We start from the raw sequence: 19,107 nt of genomic DNA on the forward strand, positions 1-19,107 counted from the left end.
GCACGCAACCCTTCGCGTCCCGCCGGAAGCCGCGCAGGCGGCTTCCTCCGCTCCACAGTCACGTGCCCGCATGCGGGCACCGCCGAAAATAAAAATGAAAAAGCCCGCACGAGGCGGGCTTTTTCATTTTCTGGCGGAGCGGACGGGACTCGAACCCGCGACCCCCGGCGTGACAGGCCGGTATTCTAACCGACTGAACTACCGCTCCTTGGTCTGGCTGAATCGTGAAACTGGTGGGTGCTGAGGGGTTCGAACCCCCGACCTACGCCTTGTAAGGGCGCCGCTCTACCAGCTGAGCTAAGCACCCGTTTCCGATTCTTTCTAGTTGCGATCTGCGTTTCGGCATCAACAACCAGCGAGCCTGCGAGTTTAATTCATTCCAGATCACTTTGCCAAGCCCACGCGCGAAATTTTTCGACGCGGCGCGCAAGCACGATACCGACGCAGATAAAAAAACCCGCGGACACGCCGCGGGTTTTCGTCGATCGCCGTCAGCGACGGCGTTCAGGTTCTCAGTGCTTGACCACTTCCGTCGAGCCGGCATCCTTCGCCGCCTCGCCGACCGGTGCCGCAGCCTTCGCCTCTTCTTCCGGCGGCAGCGGAGTCGGCGCACGTTCGAGCGCGAGTTCGAGCACCTTGTCGATCCAGCGGACCGGCACGATTTCGATCGCGTTCTTCACGTTGTCCGGAATGTCGGCGAGATCCTTCACGTTCTCTTCCGGGATCAGCACGAGCTTGATGCCGCCGCGATGCGCAGCCAGCAGCTTCTCCTTCAGCCCGCCGATCGGCAGCACCTCGCCACGCAGCGTGATCTCGCCCGTCATCGCGACGTCGGCACGCACGGGAATACCCGTCAGCACCGACACCAGCGCGGTCGTCATCGCACCGCCGGCAGACGGACCGTCCTTCGGCGTCGCGCCTTCCGGCACGTGGATGTGAATGTCCTGCTTCTCGAACGCTTCGTCCTTGATGCCGAGACGACGCGAACGCGAGCGCACGACCGAACGCGCTGCCTCGACCGACTCCTTCATCACGTCGCCGAGCGAACCGGTGCGTATCACATTGCCCTTGCCCGGCATCACCGCGGCTTCGATCGTCAGCAGATCGCCGCCGACTTCCGTCCACGCGAGGCCCGTCACCTGACCGACCTGGTTTTCCTTCGCCGCGAGGCCGAAGTCGTACTTGCGCACGCCGAGGAACGTATCGAGATTCTCGCCATCGACCTTGATCGCGCCCGACGCCTTCTTCAGCAGCAGCATCTTCACGACCTTGCGGCAGATCTTCGACACTTCCCGCTCGAGCGAACGCACACCGGCTTCGCGCGTGTAGTAGCGGATGATGTCGCGGATCGCCTGCTCGGTGACCTCGATCTCGCCGTCCTTCAGACCGTTGTTCTTCTTCTGCTTCGGCAGCAGGTAACGCTGCGCGATGCTGACCTTCTCGTCTTCCGTATAGCCCGACAGACGAATCACTTCCATCCGGTCGAGCAGCGGCGGCGGGATGTTCAGCGAGTTCGACGTCGCGACGAACATCACGTCCGACAGATCGAAGTCGACTTCGATGTAGTGGTCGGCGAACGTGTGGTTCTGTTCCGGATCGAGCACTTCGAGCAGCGCCGACGACGGATCGCCGCGGAAATCCATCCCCATCTTGTCGACTTCGTCGAGCAGGAAGAGCGGATTGCGCACGCCGACCTTCGCCAGGCTCTGCAGGATCTTGCCCGGCATCGAGCCGATGTAGGTGCGGCGGTGACCGCGGATCTCGGCTTCGTCACGCACGCCGCCGAGCGCCATCCGGACGAACTTGCGGTTCGTCGCACGCGCGATCGACTGGCCGAGCGACGTCTTGCCGACGCCCGGAGGCCCGACGAGACACAGGATCGGCGCCTTCACCTTGTCCACGCGCTGTTGCACCGCGAGGTACTCGAGAATGCGTTCCTTCACCTTTTCGAGGCCGAAGTGATCCTCGTCGAGCACCTGCTCGGCGTTCGACAGGTCGTTGTTGACCTTGCTCTTCTTGCGCCACGGCAGGCCGATCAGCGTGTCGATGTAGTTGCGCACGACGGTCGCTTCCGCGGACATCGGCGACATCAGCTTCAGCTTCTTGAGCTCGGCGTCGGCCTTCTTCTTGGCTTCCTTCGGCATGCGCGCGGCGTTGATGCGCTTCTCGAGTTCCTCGAGATCCGCACCCTCTTCGCCTTCGCCCAGTTCCTTCTGGATTGCCTTGACCTGCTCGTTCAGGTAGTACTCGCGCTGGCTCTTTTCCATCTGACGCTTCACGCGCCCGCGGATGCGCTTTTCGACCTGGAGAATGTCGATCTCGGCTTCGAGCTGCGCGAGCAGGTGCTCGAGACGCTCGATGACCGGGAACATCTCGAGGATGTGCTGCTTCTGGTCGAGTTTGAGCGGCAGACGCTCGGCGATCATGTCCGCGAGACGGCCTGCTTCGTCGATGCCCGACAGCGACGTGAGGATCTCCGGCGGGATCTTCTTGTTCAGCTTCACGTACTGGTCGAACTGCGACACGATCGCGCGGCGCAGCGCTTCCGTTTCCGCGCTGTCGGCATGATCGGGCTCGAGCGGCATCACTTCGCAGGAGAACTGCGTCTCCTGCTCTTCGATGGACAACGCCTTCGCGCGCTGCAGCCCCTCGACGAGCACCTTCACGGTGCCGTCCGGCAGCTTCAGCATCTGCAGAATGTTGGCGATACAGCCGACCTCATACATGTCCTTCTCGGTCGGCTCGTCCTTGGCCGCGGTTTTCTGCGCGACGAGCATGATGTGCTTGCCGCCTTCCATCGCTGCTTCGAGGGCCTTGATCGATTTCGGCCGGCCCACGAAGAGCGGAATCACCATGTGCGGGAAAACGACGACATCCCGCAGCGGCAGCAGCGGGAGCGTGATGCGTTCCGGCGGAAGAAGTTGGGTGCCTGACATTTCATTTCCCCATGAGTGGAATCAATTGTTCGGTAATTGAGGCCGCCACAACGAATTGCAAGCCTTCAAGTGCGGGAAATATTCGGTAAGAAAGTAACCACCGCGTATCGAGTCAGAGTTACCCACAAGATAAACGAAAAAAAGCCGCCCACGGTCTCATGAACGGCCTTTTTCGCAGAACATCGTCGGCAAGCCGGTCAGTTCGAACCCGCCACCTTCGGCGTGTCCTCATAGATCAACAAAGGCTTGCCGTCGCCATCGATGACGTTCTCGTCGATGATGACCTTGCTGACCCCTTTCATCGTGGGCAGCTCGTACATCACGTCCAGCAACGCCTGTTCGATGATCGAACGCAAACCGCGCGCGCCGGTCTTGCGGCGGATCGCCTTGCGGGCGACTGCCTGCAACGCGGCCGGCCGGATTTCCAGCTCGACGCGCTCCATCGCGAACAGCTTGTGATACTGCTTGACGAGCGCGTTCTTCGGCTCGACGAGGATCTTCATCAGCGCGGCTTCGTCGAGCTTGCCGAGCGTCGCCACCACCGGCAGACGGCCGATCAATTCGGGGATCAGACCGAATTTGATCAGGTCTTCCGGTTCGGTCTCGCGCAGCACTTCGCCGGCGTCGCGTTCCTGCTTGCTCTTGACCGACGCGCCGAAGCCGATGCCCGTCTTTTCGGTACGGTCGGTGATCACCTTCTCGAGACCGTCGAACGCGCCGCCGCAGATGAACAGGATGTTGGTCGTGTCGACCTGGATGAAATCCTGGTTCGGATGCTTGCGGCCGCCCTGCGGCGGTACCGACGCCATCGTGCCTTCGACCAGCTTCAGCAGCGCCTGCTGAACGCCCTCGCCCGACACGTCGCGCGTGATCGACGGGTTGTCCGACTTGCGGCTGATCTTGTCGATTTCGTCGATGTAGACGATCCCGCGCTGCGCCTTGTCGACCTCGTAGTTGCAGTTCTGCAACAGCTTCTGGATGATGTTCTCGACGTCCTCGCCGACGTAGCCGGCTTCGGTCAGCGTCGTCGCGTCGGCGATCACGAACGGCACGTTCAGCAACCGCGCGAGCGTCTGCGCGAGCAGCGTCTTGCCGGAGCCCGTCGGGCCGATCAGCAGGATGTTGCTCTTCGACAGCTCGACGTCGTCCTTCTTGTCGAGATGCTTCAGCCGTTTGTAGTGGTTGTAGACGGCCACCGCGAGGATCTTCTTCGCGCGCTCCTGGCCGATCACGTACTGATCGAGGATGTCGCGAATTTCCTGCGGGCTCGGCAGATCCGACCGGGACAGGCTGGCCTCGACGCCGGCCGCAGCGGCCTCGTCGCGAATGATCTCGTTGCAGAGGTCGATGCACTCATCGCAGATGAACACCGACGGACCCGCGATGAGTTTCTTCACCTCATGCTGGCTCTTGCCGCAAAACGAGCAATACAACAGCTTCTCGCTGTTCGAACCTTTTTTGTCCGCCATGAATGTAGAGCCTCCGGACAGGTAAATGACATGATACGCCGATTGCTCCGAACGCCGCGCCTAGGGCGCGACCGGAGCCGGCCGGATGCGCTTGCCGCAGATGCTCAGGGGCGCCGGACAGTGCGGGGGCGCCGCGAATCGGGGCGGCACCCCACTTCAGCTCACGGGCGCTTCAACAGCACCTGGTCGATCAGCCCGTACGCCTTCGCGTCGTCGCTCGACATGAAGTTATCACGGTCGGTGTCGCGCGCGATGCGCTCGACGTCCTGGCCCGTGTGCTGCGCGAGCAGGTTGTTCAACCGTTCCTTCAGGTACAGGATTTCGCGTGCCTGAATTTCGATATCCGACGCCTGGCCGCGCGCGCCGCCGAGCGGCTGGTGGATCATCACACGCGAGTTCGGCAGCGCAAAGCGCTTGCCCTTCGCGCCCGACGCGAGCAGGAACGCGCCCATGCTGGCCGCGAGGCCCATGCAGAGCGTCGACACGTCTGGCTTGATGAACTGCATCGTGTCGTAGATCGCCATGCCGGCCGACACCGAGCCGCCCGGGCTGTTGATGTAGAGGCTGATGTCCTTGTCGGGATTCTCGCTCTCCAGGAACAGCAGTTGCGCGACCACGAGGTTCGCCGTCTGGTCGTTGACTTCGCCGACCATGAACACCAGGCGCTCCTTCAGGAGACGCGAATAGATATCGTACGAACGCTCGCCGCGGCCGCTCGTTTCGACGACGATCGGCACCAGCCCCAGCGCTTGCGCCTCGAAACCCTGCGGCGCATTCGAAGCAAGCATGTCCAGCAATTCAGCGCGAGTGATCATTCAATGAACCTTGTTCGATTGGAAAATTGAACGGAGGGAAGCCGCCCGCTCAATTGCCATATTAATGGCAACCGTGCGCTTGACGTAAAAACGGCGTGCGGGCCGTCGCTCCGACAGCCGGCACGCCGCTAGAGCGACACTTACGCTTGCGCCGATGCGCTCGCGAGTGCCTCGAAGCTCACTTCCTTGTCCGTCACCTTTGCCTTGCCCAGTACGAACTCGACGACGTTGCTTTCAACGACGAACGCTTCCATCTCGGCGAGGCGCTGCTGGTTGGAATAATACCAGCGGACCACTTCCTTCGGGTCTTCGTAGCTCTTCGCGAACTCGTCGACTTCGGCGCGGATCTGTTCCGGCTTCGCTTCGAGGCCGTTGGCCTTCACCAGTTCGGCCAGCACGAGGCCCAGCTTGACGCGACGCTCGGCCTGCTCGGCGAACATCTCGGCCGGGATCGGTGCGTCCTTCGCGTTCGGCACGCCGCGCTGGGCGAGATCCTGACGCGCCATTTCGACGAGGCGTTGCTGATCCTGCTCGATCAGCGCCTTCGGCACGTCGAGTTCGGAAATCTTCAGCAGCGCGTCCATCACCTGGTTCTTGACGATCGACTGCGTGCGACGCTTGGCTTCGCGCTCGAGGTTTTCCTTGATCTCGGCGCGCATCTTCGTCAGGTCGCCGTCTTCGATGCCGAGCGACTTCGCGAATTCGGCGTCGATTTCCGGCATGTGCGGCCATTCGATCTTCTTCATCGTGACCGTGAATTGCGCCGTCTTGCCCGCCACGTCCTTGCCGTGGTAGTCGTCCGGGAACTTCAGATCGAACGTGCGCGCTTCGCCGACCTTCAGGCCGAGCGCCGCGGTTTCGAATTCCGGCAGCATGCGGCCTTCGCCGAGCACGAACGGGAAGTCTTCGGCCGTGCCGCCCTGGAACGCGACGTCGTCGATCTTGCCGACGAAGTCGACCGTCACACGGTCGCCGTTCTTCGCTGCGGTGTCCGCGCCGCCGTCGCCGTGCTCGCCGGCTTCGCCGCGTGCGTGGTAGTGCACGCGCTGCTTGCGCAGGATGTCCAGCGTGCGGTCGATCTCGGCGTCGCCGATCGACGTCGTCGAGCGCTCGACTTCAGCCGTCGCCAGATCGCCGATCTTCACTTCCGGGTACACCTCGAACGTCGCATCGAACGCGTATGCGTCCTCGGCCTGCTCCTGCTTCGGCTCGAAGCTCGGCTGGCCTGCGACGCGCAGGTTTTCCGCGCGGCTGATCGTGAAGAATTCCTGGCCGATCTTGTCGCTCAGCACTTCCGCCTCGACCTGACCCGCGTACTGCTGCGCAACCATCTTCAGCGGCACCTTGCCCGGGCGGAAACCCGGCATGCGCACGTTCTTTGCGAGTTTCTGGATACGGGCGTCGATTTCCTTCTGCACGGTGTCCTTCGGCAGGGAAATCGTCACACGGCGTTCAAGCTTGCCGAGGTTCTCAACAACGTTAGCCATGGCTTCAATCGTCCTAAAATTATTCGAGCGAATCGGGTTTTCCTTGCCGTGCCTGCCTGCAGCATGAGGTGCGTCACGCGAAGTGAGCCACATATGTGAGCCCCACATATGTGAACCCATACGTGAGCCACAAACCCACGCCGCGCCGGAGCGCCACGCCATCCCTGCACGCGCCGGATGGCTAGCGCAAGCGGCTCGGAGCACGGCTTTGGCCGGAAGAATCGACTATTCTAGCAAACAATTTTCCTCATACCGCCAGAACCCCACCAGGTACGTGAATACTCGCCGTGGTGCCCGCGCCCTTTCAGCGCAATGCGCGCGGATCGCCGCTATGCCGGCGCGCGTATCCACCGCCGGCCCGCCATCCTGTAATCTCCGATTGAAGGTGCGCCGCGCTCGCGGCCCCATTCTTCATACCAATCACGCCTTCCGGAGACACCATGCCGCAACACCCGTCCGCGCCTGTCGTCGTCATCGCGCCCGATTCGTTCAAAGGCTCGCTTTCTGCCGAGCAGGTCGCGGACGCGATCGCCACCGGCATCCGCCGCGCCCGCCCCGATGCGGTCGTGCGCTGCTGCCCGATGGCCGATGGCGGCGAAGGCACGCTCGACGCGATGCTGACCGGCGGCGGCACGCGGCGCACGTTGCGGGTGGCCGGCGCATCGCTCGCGGCGCGCGACGCGTCGGTCGGCGTGATCGACGAACGCACGGCGATCGTCGAGACGGCGGAGATCGTCGGCATCACGGACGCGATCGGCATGAGCGTGCCGGTCGATGCGCGCAGCACGCGCGGGATGGGCGAAGCGATCCGCACGCTGCTCGATGAAGGCGTGCGCCGCTTCTTCGTGGCGCTCGGCGGCAGCAGCACCAACGACGCGGGCGCCGGCCTGCTCGCGGGGCTCGGCCTGCAGTGCTTCGATGCGGGCGGTCAGCCGATCGAACCGGTGCCGGCGCGGCTCGCCGATATCGCGCGGATCGATGCGTCGGCGCTCGATCCGCGGTTGAAGGAAGCCGAATTCATCGGGATGTCCGATGTCGACAATCCGCTGACGGGCGCGCACGGCGCGACCGCCGTGTTCGGCCCGCAAAAGGGTGTGGCGCCCGCGCAGGTCGCGATGCTCGACGCGGCGCTCGGCCACTTCGCCGACCTGCTCGAGCAGGCGCTCGACCGCCGCTGCCGCGACGCGGCCGGCGCCGGCGCGGCCGGCGGCCTCGGTTTCGCGCTGCACATGCTCGGCGCGCGGTTCGAAGCCGGCGCGGAAGTCGTCGCGCGCCAGATCGGCCTCGATGCGGCACTCGCCGGCGCCGACTGGCTGATCACCGGCGAAGGCCGCTCCGACGTGCAGACGCTGCACGGCAAGGCGCCGTTCATCGCGTGCCGCCACGCGCGGGCCGCGGGCGTGCCGGCGTCGCTGCTGTCGGGCGCGATCGATCCGGCCGCGCTGACGCGGCTGTCCGAGCATTTCAGCGGGTGCTTTTCGCCGGCGCCGGGGCCGATCACGCTCGACGTGGCGATCCGCGACGCGGCGAATCTGCTCGCCAACGAAGCCGAACAGTTGACACGGCTGAAGTACGGCGCACACTGACCGTTGACCCGGGCGCGCGATACAGGAACAATCGGGCCCGCCCATTTTCTTCAGGATTCGACATGAAAGGCCGCCGCCAAGCCGGGCTCGATCAGTTTCTGACCTATCGCCTCCATGCACTCACGAAGCGATCCGATCGCGGCATCGCCGACGTGTATCGGCACAAGCTCGACATTTCGCTGCCCGAAGCGCGCGTGATCGCCGCAGTCGGCGCGTTCGGGCCGTTTTCGATCATGGAGCTCGCGCGCCACACCAACCTCGACAAGAGTCAGGCGAGCCGCGCGGCGGAGGCGCTGCTGCGCCAGGGGCTGCTCGAACGCAGCGCAAGCGACGAAGACGGGCGGATCGTGCTGATCGCGCTGACCGTCGACGGCCGCGCGCTGTATCGGAAGATCATGCCGATCGTGCGCAAGTGGAACGAAGGCTTGCTCGCGTGCCTGTCGGACAGCGAGCGCCAGACGTTCGAGCGCTTGCTCGACAAGGTCGCCACGCATGCGGCCGAGCGCGACGACTGAAACGGGCGGGTACTCACGCGATCGATTTTCACGCGCGTGTAGTGGGCCTGCGGCGGGCTGGCTTCGGATTGCGATCCACTGCCTTCGCGGCTGTTCGAGTCAATCCGCTTGTCGCCGAGTTGCATAGCCGGCTTGGCTCTTCGAAAACCCCGAAGCACTGATCGATTTCCCGAACCGCATCGCTTCGGCGTCCGTTCGTTCGCGGCGCCCTCGCCCGCTATAGCCCGCTGTTTGCCGCACGCTGGCGCAGCAAGCCGAGTACCGCGTCGCAATAAGGCGTCGGCACGCCGAGCCGGCGCCCCAACTCCGGGAACACACCGAGAATCGGCCCGATCTCCAGCGATCGCCCGGCCTCGAAATCCTGCAGCATCGACGTCTTGAACGCGCCGAGCTTGCGCGTGACGGCAATCCGCTCGGGCGCGCTCATCCCCGTATCGAGCCCGAGTTTCGCGCCGATCGCGGCCGCCTCCTCCATCATCCGCAGCGCGAGCGTCTGGGTGTACGGGTCGTCGAGCAACTGTTCGGCCGTCGAGCCCGTCAGCGCGCTGAGCGGATTCATGTTCATGTTGCCCCACAGCTTCGCCCAGATTTCGGTACGGATCGCCGGGGTCGACTCGACGTCGAAGCCGCCCGCGGCGAGCGCGGTGGCCAAGCGCGCCGCCGCTGCGTCGAGGCGCCGGTCCGGCGCGCCGACGAGCAGGCGGTTACCGCGGCCGCGACGCACGACACCGGGCGCGTCGGTGCTCGACGACAGGTGCACGACGCAGCCGATCGCCTGCGCGGGCGGCAGCACGGCCGAAACAGCGCCGGCCGGGTCGATCGCGTCGAGCGGCACGCCGTCGACCGGCCCGGCGAGACCGTGCGTGAACCACCACGGCAGCCCGTTCATCGCCGCGACGATCACCGTATCGGGCCCGACCAGCGGCGCGATGCGCGCCGCCAACGCCGGCAACGCCTGCGCCTTCAGCGCGATCACCACGTAGTCCTGCACGCCCAGCACGGCCGCATCGTCGCTCGCCCGCACCGGGACGGACGACACGACGCCGGTTTCGTCGATCACGCGCACGCCGTGCGCGTTCAACGCATCGAGCGTCGCGCCGCGCGCATAGGCGCTCACGGTCATGCCGGCTTTCGACAACGCCATCGCGAGCAAGCCGCCGATCGCGCCGACACCGACCACCGCTGCGCGCACAATCCCTGAATTCGTGTCGTTCATGAGGGGAATCCGTCTGCTGGAAGAAGACGAGCATAACGCTCGGTGGTTGTGGGTACAACGATTTGTCGAAGCGCGGTTGCGGCGAAATGGCGGGAACGGTTCGACGCGGCGTGCTGCCGGAAGCTGCTTCGTCTCCCGTCGGGGCGTGGTGGCATGCGGGCGCTTCGACGTCGCAGACGCGGCGCCCTGACCTGTGATCGTGCAGCGGCCCTGCCGGACGGGCGGGCCGCGTCGTTCGGTTCGTCACGCGCGCTGACCCACGATACACCGCCGCGATGCCTCGGCCCTTGCGCGATCCGCGCGGATGGGGTCTCCTGTGCGTTTAACCCTGCCTGGCTCAGCCGCTCTTCAGATGAACTCGTCCCCGCGCGACCCCGACAGCAACGACAAAGCGCGCCGCCAGCCATCGAAGCTGGTTCTGAATATCGTCGCCGTACTGGTCGGCCTGATCACGTTCGCGATCGGCGCGGGATGGTTGGTCTACAGCTGGATCGTCGATCGCGAAGCGCAGTATTTCGCGATTCCGCTGGTGTTCTCGGTGCCGGTGATCGTGGCGGTCGCGGTGCGCAGCTTCTGGGATTAGGCCGGCGCGGCGCGGGGATGCGGCGTGGAAATGAAAAAAGCGCTGCGATCAGAAGACCGGCAGCGCTTTTTTGCGGCGCCCCCCAAGAGTGAGGCCGGAACCGCATTCGGTTCACCTTTCCTTTACGCTATTGGGATTCAGCGAGTTCGTATTTTCTGCATGCCCCCACATGTGCCCCCGGACACTTTGACTGCAATTTGGGACAGTGATCCGGCACAACCGGCGGGGACGGCATATGAAGAACATGAAGCAATGTGGCGGCGAACCAACATGTAGCGTCGAGCCGATTCGAAATGACGTCTCGGCCGTCATTCTCCTCGGGAAGTTCGTGCGAGATGTGGTCGCAAATCCGCGAATCCCGATCGAGGTCTGCCGTGATGCCGCCATGCTTGTCCGCAGCCTGCAGCGCGAGCGGATTTAAGGATCGCCCGTGCGCTATTTCACGACCACCGACGTCGGCCAATCGATCCGAAAAGCGTTTGGCGGCTACACCCATATCCTCGTGAATCGAGGATACACGACGATCAAGCCCGTGTTCTTCAGGAGCGCGTCGATCGCCGATCTGCCCGTCTACGTGTGGGCATGGTGGGATCGAGCAAGCGATGGGCAGTTGGCGAGGTGGCGAGACCGCGGTGGCGTGCTGCTGGATCGCTACACGTATTCCGACCGGGCCGGCCCGGCGGACGTCCTCGTATTCGTGGAATGCCCGATGACGATGGACCGGCTGACCTGCTCGCACGCCAATACTGCCGAGTACACCGTGATCCCGGTCCCGCACACCTGGCGCGTACACGAGGAATGCATCGACCTGCGCACGCCGCGCGTCGAAGATCTGCGCACGATCCGGAGCGCATGCCGCGGACGACGATTGACGGACGAGCAACTTGAGTCCGAGACCGGCATTCCTCGCCAGCGCGTGACATACATGCGCAAGAGTCTGAAGCCAGTCGAAGAATGGGAACTGCGCCCGCGGTTGGCACCTGGCGCGCCCGGATTGGTACCCGCTTGATTGGATCGGGTCCGGGCGCACGGAGCCGAAGAAGGAAGCACGCGAAGAAGGTCACAAGCAATGGCACGGCCGAATCGTTCGTGAAGACCATGAAGCACAATTACGTCGCCTATATGGACAAGTCTGACGCACCAACGGCGCTCTCGCGTCTGGCTATCGCGTTCGAACACTACAATGAGCGCCACCCGCACAAAGCCCTGAAATACCGCTCGCCTCGCGAGTTCAGGCGTAATGCGGTGTCATCAACCTAACGGTGTCCGCGTGTCCTGAGTTACAGGGGCAACTCCAGGGATCGTCTACGTCATTTACGGCGACGCACGCGGCAACATCGAATTTGAAGCGCTTGCCGCTATGCCCTTCCTCATCTTTAGCGTGTCGCAGTCTGGAAGCGTGGTTGCTCGCATCCTCTCATGCCGCCCCATGAAATAGCTGGGCGAGATCAGTTACTCGGTCTACCTCGTTCATTTTCCGATGATCACGCTGGGCGTCTACCTCGGGATGATGAAGATCGCCAATCCGTACATCCGCTTTGCAGCCTTTGCTGCGGTCGTGTTGACCTTGTAGACGCTTGTATATCGCTACTTTGAACGCCCGATCTACAGACGCTATCGCGACTTGTTTGTGCCTGTAGGTTATCAGGAGGTGGGCTCTGAGCGCGTCAAAGTCTAGCGCTCGCGGACTGCATGTGAGCGGCGCGGCGCCTCGACGTTCGACACTGTCAGTCTCTCGGTCATCCGGCCGCAGGATCACGACGGGCCGCCTCTCATCGCCGAGAAATAAAGCAGCTGCCTGACGAGCGATGCGCGTATGATGAGTTGAACCGAGCACCCAATTGTAGATTGACCGCTCGCCCCTCCCCAAATCTGCGTCGCGCGCTGCTTGCGCGCCACGTTTGCCCCTCACCTCGCATCGCGCTGTGCAACGACAGCACAGTTCGAGATCGGCTCGCGCGTTGTCTTTGAGTAGCCCAAGGCTCTCGCGGCACAGCAAGTCACGACAAAAATCATCAGAAGGCGGCAAATATGAGCTGGTACTGTGAAGCGGAACGCGAATTGGTACATATCAGGCGAGCGATCGGACTACTTGAGCAAGCGCACCATGCCTTCGTCAACAAGTCGTCGGTGAACGACCCGGCGTACTGGAGAGACAAGCTCACCAAGCTCCGCACGCAGCCCGTGCGAAACAGGGTCTTCGAAATCCAAGTGGACGAGCTTTTAGGCCGCCTCGCACTGATCCAGGATCCGCATTGCCGCAAGTAGGGCGCGCTCCTTCACCTTTTCCGAGCGTACGGCCATCGAACACCTATGCTTTGATTATCACCGGGAGGAAGCCATGACCCCACACGACGTCATCACGATCTTCGAGCGGTTGAATGCCGAAGGACGGGCAGCGGTCGATCTGGACCACGCTTGTGCCGGTTTCGCTGGTTGGCTGGCGGCCACCTGGGATACATTGGGGGAAGAAGACATTGCGTTGCTGACATCGATCGGCGCAACGCTGTATCGCGAGGGCTACGGGCGGCGATACTAGGGAGCTATAGCGGCGGCGGTCAATGCTCCACGAATTGGCGCCACCGCGGATACTGCTCGAAGAATCGTTCGTCAACGACCGCCAGATACAGCGTCGGCGACTCGCGATTTGTCGTCTCCATCTGGGGAGGCCTCATCAAACGACGATCGACACTGCTGGCGACCGACCAGGCAGTGAGATCGTCGTTGAACTGGAAGACGTCTTTCGGCGGGATGTGCAGTTTGATGGCAGGCATGGCACGCTCCGGATCGCGCAACGACGCCATCATCGCGCAGCCCGCCGGATGTGAAAAGCCCCGCTCGGCACTGGCTCACGCAGGGGCGGTGGCAAGATCAGATCTCGGCAAAATATTGGTCGATCAACATCTGCCGCCCCCGGCCGAGCAACCAATCGATACCCACGCTAGCCGCAGCATTCAGCGCCGTCTGCTCCCTCGAAAATTCAGGACCTACACCGGCGCCGATTATGCTGCCACCATGGGACGGATCAGCGTCGTAAATTTCCCAGTGGCCTACCCACGACGCCATGCTCTCGCTAGGTACTGTGACTGTCTTCATCCATTCCTCGCGGAGTGGGAACTGCTTGAGAACGAGCATCGTCGAACCTCGGCAAGGAGGGACGAACCGGTTATTTGGGGACGGCGTTCCACAAGTAATTGCTCCACCACTGCATCATCTTGCGGCGCTCGGGCAGGTACTCAGCGTGGTTGTACGCCGCCCGGACGCCGTCGCGCTCGCTATGGGCCAGCTGCCGCTCGATCCAGTCGCGGTTGAAGCTGTGTTCGTTCAGGATCGTCGACGCAAGGCCGCGGAAGCCGTGCCCCGTCATCCGTGAGTGGTAGCCCATCCGGTACAAGGCGTACAGGATCGTGTTCTCGCTCATTGGCTTCTTGGAGCTCGACCGACTCGGGAACAGGAACTGGCTGTGGCCGTTCAGTTCGGGGAGCTTCGCGATCACCTCGAGGGCCTGCGTCGACAGCGGCACGATGTGCGGCGTGCGCATCTTCATCTTCTCGGGTGGGATGCGCCATTCCTTCTTCTCGTCGATTTCTGTCCACTCGGCAAAACGCAGCTCGCTCGTACGAACAAATGTCAGCGCCATGAACTGCAGCGCCAGGCGTGTCTGAAAGTCGCCGTCGTACGCGCTGATCTGCCGCATGAGCTCCGGCAACTCTGCCTCGCTGACACGCCGCATGTGCACGACGAAACGGGGCTTCAGCGCGCCGCGGAGATCGGGAGCGGAGTCACGCTCTGCCCGGCCTGTGGCAATGGCGTATCGGAAGATCTGGCTCGTTGCCTGAATAGTCTTGTGTGCGAGCTCGATCGCGTCGCGCGCCTCGATCTTCCGTATCACCGCCAACAGCTCGGGCGCCATAATCTCGGCGATCGGCCGCGCTCCGATCGCGGGAAACAGTTCGCGCTCGAGCAGCTTCATGATCCTGTCCGCGTGTCGCTCGCTCCATGCACCCTTCTTCTGCTGATGCCACTCCCGCGCGATCGGCTCGAATGAGTTCTCACGGTCCAGGCTGCGCTGAGCCTTCACGCGCTTCTTTTCGTGCGATGGATCGAGGCCGGCGCGCAATTGGTCCTTGATCTCATCACGAGCCTTCCGAGCAGCCAGCAAGGTGACCGCCGGATAGACCCTGAGGGCCATCCGTTTCTCCTTGCCGTCGATGCGATACTTCAACCGCCAGTACTTGGAGCCGTTGGGCATGATCTCGAGGTACATGCCCTGACCGTCGGCCAGCTTGTAGGACTTTTCGCGGGGCTTGGCCGCACGAACGGCGACATCGGTAAGGGGCATTTGAGCGCGGGGGCATTTCGATGCCCCTGATCAGAGAAAACTGCCCCCCCTAAGATGCCCCCGGTTTCGTGGGTGTCAATGAGAAACGCTGGGCGGCGCTGGCAACAAAAAGCCCCGCAAGTACTCGACTGGCGGGGCCTTTTAGCCAAACATGGGATTGCTTGGGAATATATGTGGTGCGTGAGGCCGGACTCGAACCGGCACACCCTTGCGGGCGTCAGGACCTAAACCTGGTGCGTCTACCAATTTCGCCACTCACGCGCATTTCTGTCGCCCTGACCGCGCGGCACGCAAACATGCGTCTCGCACGCAGCCACGGATCCCGCGCCGGCTCGGAAACCGGCACGCCCGATCAGGCGAGCGCGAGATTCTACCCGATCTCCGCCGCGTTGTGTTGCCCGGCCGGCGCCTGCCGGACAGCGGTGCTAGAATGCCGCGCTCGACGTGTCGTCCAAGCGCCGCCGCGCGCATCCCCGAACCTGCCTCCGCCACGATCCCACCCGTGAATTTCGACGACTACTGCCAGCACAAGGCCGCCCCCGCGGGCTCCAGCGTCTACTACGCGCTGCGCCAGGCGCCGCGCGCCACCGAGCCGCGTCTCACCGCCCTGTTCGCGCTGCGCCGCGAACTCGAGGAAACCGTCAAGGAAATCAGCGACCCGACCGTAGGGCACACGAAGCTCGCGTGGTGGCACAAGGAACTCGCAGCGCTCGCCGCCGGCGCGCCGACGCATCCGGTCACGAAGTCGCTCGCGCAGCATCATCCGACGATCGCCGCCGAAGCCGATGCGCTGCGCACGCTCGTGAACGGTTTCGGAATGGACCTCGAACAGGCGCGCTATCTCGACTTCGCCAATCTGCAGCGCTACATCGCGCAGGTCGGCGGCGCGTTTGCTTCGCTGGTCGCGCGCGCGAGCGCCGCGAATCCGGCCGACCCGCAATCGTGGGCCGCGGACGCCGGCCACGCACTGATGCTCGCGCAGTTCGTGCAGGAACTCGGCAACGATGCGCGCCATGGCCGCATCTATCTGCCGATCGACGAACTGCAACGCTACAACGTGACCGCGGCCGATCTGCTCAATCGCCGCTACAGCCCCGCCTTCACCGAGCTGCTGCAGTTTCAGACCAGCCGCGCACGCGCAGCGCTCACCGCCGCCGACGCGGCGATCCCCGCAGCGGAACGCCGCGCGCAGCGCACGCTGCGCGCGCAGATCGCGCTGGCCGGCGCACTGCTCGACGAAATCGAACGCGACGGCTACCAGGTGCTGCATCAGCGCATCGCGCTGACGCCGATCCGCAAGCTGTGGATCGCGTGGCGCGCGGCGCGCCGCCACTGAGCCGCCCGCCTTACACCTTCAGCAGCGGCAGCGTGTCGAAGCGTGCCTGCAGCACGCGCGTCGCATCGAGTCCCCACCACGGTCCGAGCACGGTCGCGTAAAGCTGTCGGAAGTCGACCGCGACCGGCAGGTTGCCATTGCCGTCGAGCCGCGCGAGCGCCGGCGGCGCCCCATACAGCCCGCCCGCCACGCGGCCGCCCATCACGAAATGCGGCGCGGCCGTGCCGTGATCGGTGCCGTTGCTCTGGTTCTCGCGCACGCGCCGCCCGAATTCCGCATACGTCATCACGAGGGTCTGATTCCAACGTCCGAGCTCGAGCAACGCGCCGCGCATCGCGCTCATCCCTTGCGCGAACTGCTTGAGCAGCGCAGCGTGCTGCCCCGGCTGGTTCTGATGCGTATCGAAGCCATTCAGCGTCAGGCGCAACACCGCGACGCCATCCTGCGCGCCCGGCCCCGATGCCTCGCACGCGGCCAGCACCTGCATCGCGGTCTTCACCGACGTGCCGAACGCACCGGCCGGAAACGCGGTCCGGAACTCGCGCATCCCGCCGCGCGGGCGCAGCCGGTCGGCGGCCTTCACGATGTCGTTCTCGACGTCGATGATGTGCGCGAGCGCCGGGTTCTGTTCGCGCAGCGACGACGGCTCGGCAAGCCGCGCTGCACGGATGAACTGCGCGGGATTGACGAGCGCGATCGCACGCGCGCCGTTCGCGAGCGGCCCCATCTCCGCGCTGCCGAGCACGACGCCGTCGGCCGCGAACCCGGGCGGCACCGGCGCCTGCGCGAAGGTGCGGGTGAGCCAGCCCTCGCGCAGATACTGGTCGGCGCGCGACGCGGTATCCCAGATCTCGATCGAGCGGAAATGCGACAGGTTCGGCTGCGGATAACCGACGCCCTGCACGATGGCGAGCTGCCCGTCGTGCCACAGCGGCATCAGCGGCGCGAGCGCAGGATGCAGCCCCGTCTGCGCATCGAGCTGCAGCGCCTGATCGCGCTTGACGCCGATGCTGCGACGAAACTGGTAGTAGAGCGGGTCCGCGTACGGCACCACCGTGTTCAGCCCGTCGTTGCCACCCTTCAGCTCGACGAGGACCAACACGTTCGCATACGCGCCCTGCCGCCCCGGCGCGGCCGCAGCCAGCGCAGGCACTTGCCACAGCGACACGCCGGCCGCAGCCGCGGCGCCGGTCAGCGTCAGAAAATCACGTCGGTTCATCGCACGTCCTTTTGCTCGCCGTCGCGCATTCTGGACGCGCCGGCGTTGCACTTCATCGTCGGTTGAATCATTTCAGTTGGTAGGCCGGGTCCATCAGCAGCGCCTCGAGATACGCGCTACCGGTCGAGTCCGTGTCGATCGCAGCGACCGGTGAAAGCTGCAGCACCGCGTGCTGCAACTGCAGTTCGGTCGACAGCCCGGCGATCGCCTGCGGTCGCGCACGAAACTGCGCGAGCCAGCGTTCGAGGTCGAACCGCAAGCCGCCGCGCGCGGGCTTCGCCGACGCCGCACGCATCCCGCCGGCGGCAGACGCCGCATCGATCGGCTGCAGCGCATGGGCGCGCGCCGCCGATGCCTGCGCGATCGCGTGCGCCGGCGCGTGCATGCCGGCCGTCTCCGTCGCACGAAACAGCTGCTCGACGAACTGCTTGCGCGCGAGCAGCGTGGTGCTGTTGATCCACGCCGCACCACCGGGCCAGCCCTTCACGTTGGGCGGATAGAACAGGTTCTGACCGAGCGTGCGCACGGTGTTGGCAAGCATCTGCGGGTCGCCGTACGCGACGTCGAACAGCCGCACCGTCCCGACGACGAACTCGACCGGCGACTTCACGAGCACGCCACGATTGCGCGGATCCCAGAACGCATCGGTCGACCATAGCGCGGCGAGCGCCGCGCGGATCTCATAGCCGCTCGCGCGAAACCGTTCGGCCACGCCGTCGAGCGCGGCCGCATCGGGCGTATCGGATACGAACTCGCGCCACAGCTTGCCCGCGATGAAGTGCGCGGTGTCGGGGCGCGCCAGCAGGATGTCGAGAAACGTGTCGCCGTCGAACGCGCCGGTCTCGCCGAGGATCGTCTTCTCGCCCGTATCGTGCCAGTCCGGCCGCACCACGAAGCCGAGCGTATCGGGATCGACGCTCCAGCCGGTCAGCGCACGCGCGGCTTCGGTCACGTCGTGCTGCGTGTAGCGGCCTTCGCCGAGCGTGAACAGCTCCATCACCTCGCGCGCGAAATTCTCGTTCGGGCGCCCCTTGCGGTTGCTCACGCCGTCGAGATACTGCAGCATCGCCGGGTCCTTCGCGACCGCATGCAGCAGCGTGCCGAAATTGCCGAGCGCCTCGCGGCGAAACAGCGCATTCTGCGCGGCCATCGTCTGCGGATACGGGACCTTGTCCTGCCCCGACGTGAAGTGGCCGTGCCAGAACAGCGTCATGCGTTCGGTGAGCGGCGACGGCGTCGCGACCATCTCGTTGACCCACGCCGCGCGCAGCGCATCGTAGCGGCGGTTGCGTTCGCGCTGCTCGTCACGCCGCAGCTCGGGCGTCAACGCCTGACGCTGCGCGCGGGTTGGCGGCGGCTCGGCGAGCCAGTCGGGCCAGGTCGTCACGGGGTCGCGGCGCACGTTGCCGAGCGTGTCGGCGACGGCTTGCGCGCGCGTCATGCCGACGAGGCGTGCGACGTCGGCGGGTGCGGGGGAAAAGCCGGTACGGCTCAAGAAGAACAGCGCATCGTCGGCGTCGAGCGGCGCCTGCATCGCAGGCGATGTCGGTGCGGCAGCGTTCGCTTTCATCGTCGGGGGCTCCCGGAGCGCACCGGCGGTGCG

At 64.5% G+C, this 19,107-nt stretch carries 18 protein-coding genes, 3 tRNA genes and 1 pseudogene; 9 read left to right on the forward strand and 13 right to left on the reverse strand.

What is annotated here, in order from left to right; genetic code table 11:
- Window positions 1–131: 131 nt before the first annotated feature.
- The 6 genes from MYA_RS08330 to tig form a co-directional block, all read right to left on the reverse strand.
- Window positions 132–208, reverse strand: a tRNA-Asp gene (locus MYA_RS08330).
- A gap of 23 nt (window positions 209–231) precedes the next feature.
- Window positions 232–307, reverse strand: a tRNA-Val gene (locus tag MYA_RS08335).
- Between the two features lie 205 nt (window positions 308–512).
- On the reverse strand, window positions 513–2,936 hold the full coding sequence (gene lon / locus MYA_RS08340) for an endopeptidase La (RefSeq protein WP_011885075.1): 2,424 nt from the start codon (window positions 2,934–2,936) through the stop codon (window positions 513–515).
- A 197-nt stretch (window positions 2,937–3,133) separates the two neighbouring features.
- Window positions 3,134–4,405, reverse strand: a complete 1,272-nt coding sequence (clpX, locus tag MYA_RS08345) for an ATP-dependent Clp protease ATP-binding subunit ClpX (RefSeq protein WP_011885076.1) — start codon at window positions 4,403–4,405, stop codon at window positions 3,134–3,136.
- A gap of 161 nt (window positions 4,406–4,566) precedes the next feature.
- Window positions 4,567–5,220: an ATP-dependent Clp endopeptidase proteolytic subunit ClpP gene (clpP, locus tag MYA_RS08350; protein ID WP_011885077.1), complete on the reverse strand. Its 654-nt coding sequence runs from the start codon at window positions 5,218–5,220 to the stop codon at window positions 4,567–4,569.
- Between the two features lie 140 nt (window positions 5,221–5,360).
- The gene (tig, locus tag MYA_RS08355) at window positions 5,361–6,869 is read right to left on the reverse strand and encodes a trigger factor (protein ID WP_404842308.1); all 1,509 of its coding nucleotides are present in this window, start codon (window positions 6,867–6,869) and stop codon (window positions 5,361–5,363) included.
- Window positions 6,870–7,147: 278 nt separating this feature from the next.
- On the opposite strand from tig, the gene MYA_RS08360 reads away from it, so the two are divergent.
- Together MYA_RS08360 and MYA_RS08365 are read left to right on the forward strand one after the other, a co-directional pair.
- Window positions 7,148–8,293, forward strand: a complete 1,146-nt coding sequence (locus MYA_RS08360; protein WP_014723169.1) for a glycerate kinase — start codon at window positions 7,148–7,150, stop codon at window positions 8,291–8,293.
- Window positions 8,294–8,355: 62 nt separating this feature from the next.
- Complete coding sequence (locus MYA_RS08365; RefSeq protein ID WP_014723170.1) at window positions 8,356–8,808, forward strand: MarR family winged helix-turn-helix transcriptional regulator; 453 nt, start codon at window positions 8,356–8,358, stop codon at window positions 8,806–8,808.
- 217 nt (window positions 8,809–9,025) lie between these two features.
- Here MYA_RS08365 and MYA_RS08370 read toward each other — a convergent pair whose 3' ends face one another.
- The gene (locus MYA_RS08370) at window positions 9,026–10,024 is read right to left on the reverse strand and encodes a 2-dehydropantoate 2-reductase (protein ID WP_014723171.1); all 999 of its coding nucleotides are present in this window, start codon (window positions 10,022–10,024) and stop codon (window positions 9,026–9,028) included.
- 352 nt (window positions 10,025–10,376) lie between these two features.
- Between MYA_RS08370 and MYA_RS08375 the strand changes: the two genes are divergently transcribed.
- The 6 genes and pseudogenes from MYA_RS08375 (at window position 10,377) to MYA_RS08395 (ending at window position 13,146) form a co-directional block, all read left to right on the forward strand.
- Window positions 10,377–10,607 carry a hypothetical protein gene (locus MYA_RS08375; protein WP_014723172.1) on the forward strand — a complete coding sequence of 77 codons (231 nt, stop codon included), beginning with the start codon at window positions 10,377–10,379 and terminating at the stop codon, window positions 10,605–10,607.
- Window positions 10,608–10,842: 235 nt separating this feature from the next.
- Window positions 10,843–11,028, forward strand: a complete 186-nt coding sequence (locus tag MYA_RS08380) for a hypothetical protein (RefSeq protein WP_041493843.1) — start codon at window positions 10,843–10,845, stop codon at window positions 11,026–11,028.
- Between the two features lie 9 nt (window positions 11,029–11,037).
- Window positions 11,038–11,616, forward strand: a complete 579-nt coding sequence (locus MYA_RS08385; protein WP_014723173.1) for a hypothetical protein — start codon at window positions 11,038–11,040, stop codon at window positions 11,614–11,616.
- Between the two features lie 56 nt (window positions 11,617–11,672).
- A pseudogene (locus tag MYA_RS29465) lies at window positions 11,673–11,867 on the forward strand (integrase core domain-containing protein); the annotation flags it as partial.
- 771 nt (window positions 11,868–12,638) lie between these two features.
- Window positions 12,639–12,875 carry a hypothetical protein gene (locus MYA_RS08390; RefSeq protein ID WP_034195338.1) on the forward strand — a complete coding sequence of 79 codons (237 nt, stop codon included), beginning with the start codon at window positions 12,639–12,641 and terminating at the stop codon, window positions 12,873–12,875.
- 73 nt (window positions 12,876–12,948) lie between these two features.
- Complete coding sequence (locus MYA_RS08395; RefSeq protein ID WP_014723174.1) at window positions 12,949–13,146, forward strand: hypothetical protein; 198 nt, start codon at window positions 12,949–12,951, stop codon at window positions 13,144–13,146.
- A 19-nt stretch (window positions 13,147–13,165) separates the two neighbouring features.
- Here MYA_RS08395 and MYA_RS08400 read toward each other — a convergent pair whose 3' ends face one another.
- The 4 genes from MYA_RS08400 to MYA_RS08415 all read right to left on the reverse strand — a co-directional run bounded on the left by MYA_RS08400 (window position 13,166) and on the right by MYA_RS08415 (window position 15,210).
- Window positions 13,166–13,381 (reverse strand): hypothetical protein, encoded by a 216-nt coding sequence (locus tag MYA_RS08400; RefSeq protein WP_148278548.1) that lies wholly within the window; start codon window positions 13,379–13,381, stop codon window positions 13,166–13,168.
- A 97-nt stretch (window positions 13,382–13,478) separates the two neighbouring features.
- Window positions 13,479–13,742: a hypothetical protein gene (locus MYA_RS08405; protein ID WP_041493845.1), complete on the reverse strand. Its 264-nt coding sequence runs from the start codon at window positions 13,740–13,742 to the stop codon at window positions 13,479–13,481.
- A 31-nt stretch (window positions 13,743–13,773) separates the two neighbouring features.
- Window positions 13,774–14,949, reverse strand: a complete 1,176-nt coding sequence (locus MYA_RS08410) for a tyrosine-type recombinase/integrase (RefSeq protein WP_014723175.1) — start codon at window positions 14,947–14,949, stop codon at window positions 13,774–13,776.
- Window positions 14,950–15,123: 174 nt separating this feature from the next.
- Window positions 15,124–15,210 (reverse strand) — tRNA-Leu (locus MYA_RS08415).
- A gap of 241 nt (window positions 15,211–15,451) precedes the next feature.
- On the opposite strand from MYA_RS08415, the gene hpnD reads away from it, so the two are divergent.
- A complete protein-coding gene (hpnD, locus tag MYA_RS08420; protein ID WP_014723176.1) occupies window positions 15,452–16,285 on the forward strand; it encodes a presqualene diphosphate synthase HpnD in 834 nt (277 codons plus the stop codon).
- Window positions 16,286–16,295: 10 nt separating this feature from the next.
- On the opposite strand, the gene MYA_RS08425 is transcribed toward hpnD, so the two are convergent.
- Together MYA_RS08425 and MYA_RS08430 are read right to left on the reverse strand one after the other, a co-directional pair.
- Window positions 16,296–17,504, reverse strand: coding sequence for a DUF1501 domain-containing protein (locus MYA_RS08425; RefSeq protein ID WP_011885084.1), 1,209 nt, complete (start codon window positions 17,502–17,504; stop codon window positions 16,296–16,298).
- A gap of 67 nt (window positions 17,505–17,571) precedes the next feature.
- A complete protein-coding gene (locus MYA_RS08430) occupies window positions 17,572–19,074 on the reverse strand; it encodes a DUF1800 domain-containing protein (RefSeq protein ID WP_011885085.1) in 1,503 nt (500 codons plus the stop codon).
- Between the last annotated feature and the right edge of the window lie 33 nt (window positions 19,075–19,107).

Source organism: Burkholderia sp. KJ006, assembly GCF_000262695.1.
GTDB lineage: Bacteria > Pseudomonadota > Gammaproteobacteria > Burkholderiales > Burkholderiaceae > Burkholderia > Burkholderia vietnamiensis.